Raw genomic sequence first — 2,087 nt, 5'->3', positions numbered from 1 at the left:
CTCCAGCAGCTTGCCGAAATTGACGGCGAGCGTGTTGTCGGCGGGCGGCACGTCGATCCATTTGCCGGCAAGGTTTTTTGCCTGCAGGCCTTCGACGCCGTCCTGCGCCAGCAAGGTGACGAAACCGGAATCGGCATGCTCGCGGCCGATGACGGTCCGCATCTCGCCTTTGTGGAGTACAGAGAAGTCGGGACCGCTGAGGTCGACGCCGCTGTTCGGGTCACGCAACGGGTAGCGGATCAGGCGCAATGTCGAGATGCCGCCCTCGAAATCCTTATCGAAAATGGTCTCGGTCAGCCCCAGGCCGCGCGCGACCGAGCGCAGCAGCGCGTTGCCGACCGTCGCCATCGCCTTGTAGTAGTTGGCGGCAGCCTCGCGCCAGCCGGGCAGAGTGCTTTCGGGCGGGAGCGGCGTGGCCTCGCAGAGCGGATCGCCGGCATCGAGGCCGGAGGGTTCGGTCCGCGCGTCGGCGATGTCCGGCCCCATATCGATGCCTTCCTTATAGGAGACGGCGCCAGGCTGCAGCGGAAACCAGCCGCGATAGACATTTTGTTTCGTGCGGTCGAAATTCCAGCGCAGCAGCTTCTGCTTTTCAGCCTCCGGTAGCGAAAAGATCGCCAGCAGCCACGCCCGGTTCTGCGGAGTCAGCCAGTCGTCGCCGGGAAAGTCGCGGATCGCCATGAAGCCGATGCCGGAGGCCGCGGCCATGATCCTCGAGTCGGTCTGGTCGCGGGCGGGCGAGGGCGGACCGAACAAGGGTGCGATCGCGATCGTGTCGATGTCGGCCATCAGTCTTCCTCCCGTCGGACGCCATAAGCAGGGCGCGGCGGCGGGCGATTGTCAATCGCAGGCGCGGACACGTCGTTGAGCCACCCACATCAGCGCAGGCGATCGCATCCCATCAGTGTTTTTTGTTTGACCCTCTCATGCCGGCCGCTACCTTGCCGGCATTTCCTCGAAACGGGTGTCGGTGATGGCGAAATATGAGGGCGGGTGCCTGTGCGGCGGGGTGCGTTACAGGGCCGAGGCGGAGCCGATCAACGAGCGCGTCTGCCATTGCCGGATCTGCCAGAGGGCGATCGGCGCGGCCTTCAACGCCCGCCTGCTCTTCCGCATCGACGATGTGACCATCGACGGGCCGGTGGCGACAATCAATTCCACGCCTGACCTCAAGCGCGGCTTCTGCCCGGCTTGCGGCACAACCCTGTTTTCGCGCCGCGATTCCAGAAACATTCTCGGCGTCACCTCCGGCTCGCTCGACGATCCGTCGCTGTTCAAGCCGGACATGCATTTCTGGACTGCCTCGAAGCAGCCCTGGCTGATGCTCGACGATGGCCTGCCGCAATATGAAGGCGCGCCGCCGGCCTGAGTCATTGCGACGCATCTCTGCACAAAATTTCATCTCCGCTGCACGACATAGCCGGCAAAGCGTCATTGGCGGGCCATCTTTGGCTGCCTATCTAAGCGCCATGCGGGCAGGCATCGAGGAGGCGACGGATGAGCGAGAGCATCAACACCCTGGACGAGCTTTTGAACGACCCGATGATCCAGCTCGTGATGGCGCGCGACCGCGTGCGGCCGGCCGAGCTTCGCCTGCTCCTGGAAAAGGCGCGCGACAAGGCCGGCGATTATTCCCGCATCGACCAGGCTTCGGTGCCGCCGGCCCATATGGTGGCAAGAAGCTGCCTGAAGCAGTGGCTGCATCGCTAAGGCAGCTCCAGGAAAATGGTCAGCTCGAATACGCCGGCAGGTAAGCGTAGTGATTGCGTAAATAGGCGAGCTTGAAGCCGAGCCGGTCGTAGTTGCGATAGGCCGGCCCGTCGCGGTCGGGGAGCGGCGCCTCGATATCGGCGACAAACAGCTTCGCGCCGGCGGCGATGCCGTCGCGAACCAGCCTTTCCCCAAGCATGGCATCCAGATCGAAGCTCGGCGCCATGATGCCAGGTACCGGCGCGTCGATGCCGCTCCAGGCGGCGCCGTCGGGGCCGATGAAAAGCGAGCGCACAGCGGCGACCGCGCCGCCACGTTTCAGCATGTAGTGGCGCCAGCCCTTGCGGCCGACAAGCGCGGTGAGCCAGGGCGAGGTG

General features: G+C 64.6%; 3 protein-coding genes and 1 pseudogene. 2 read left to right on the top strand and 2 right to left on the bottom strand.

Features of this window, described 5'->3' with window-relative positions; genetic code table 11:
- Positions 1 to 789: 2OG-Fe(II) oxygenase family protein (locus EOA27_RS33475; protein WP_145970724.1), on the bottom strand; the 789-nt coding region annotated here is incomplete at its 3' end.
- Positions 790 to 973: 184 nt separating this feature from the next.
- On the opposite strand from EOA27_RS33475, the gene EOA27_RS33470 reads away from it, so the two are divergent.
- Positions 974 to 1,369, top strand: a complete 396-nt coding sequence (locus EOA27_RS33470) for a GFA family protein (protein WP_126082518.1) — start codon at positions 974 to 976, stop codon at positions 1,367 to 1,369.
- Between the two features lie 128 nt (positions 1,370 to 1,497).
- Positions 1,498 to 1,710, top strand: a complete 213-nt coding sequence (locus EOA27_RS33465) for a hypothetical protein (RefSeq protein ID WP_126082519.1) — start codon at positions 1,498 to 1,500, stop codon at positions 1,708 to 1,710.
- A gap of 19 nt (positions 1,711 to 1,729) precedes the next feature.
- On the opposite strand, the pseudogene EOA27_RS33460 reads toward EOA27_RS33465, so the two are convergent.
- Positions 1,730 to 2,087: pseudogene (locus EOA27_RS33460) on the bottom strand (hypothetical protein); the annotation flags it as partial.

Source organism: Mesorhizobium sp. M2A.F.Ca.ET.037.01.1.1, from assembly GCF_003998075.1.
Taxonomy (GTDB): Bacteria; Pseudomonadota; Alphaproteobacteria; order Rhizobiales; family Rhizobiaceae; genus Mesorhizobium.
The sequence above is the reverse complement of the archived record's forward strand: the minus strand, read 5'-3'. Positions and strand labels throughout refer to the sequence as shown.

Bases quoted from the DNA above. Each gene is read 5' to 3' on its own strand.
- EOA27_RS33470 (WP_126082518.1), top strand. From the start codon at position 974: ATGGCGAAATATGAGGGCGGGTGCCTGTGCGGCGGGGTGCGTTACAGG.
- EOA27_RS33465 (WP_126082519.1), top strand. From the start codon at position 1,498: ATGAGCGAGAGCATCAACACCCTGGACGAGCTTTTGAACGACCCGATG.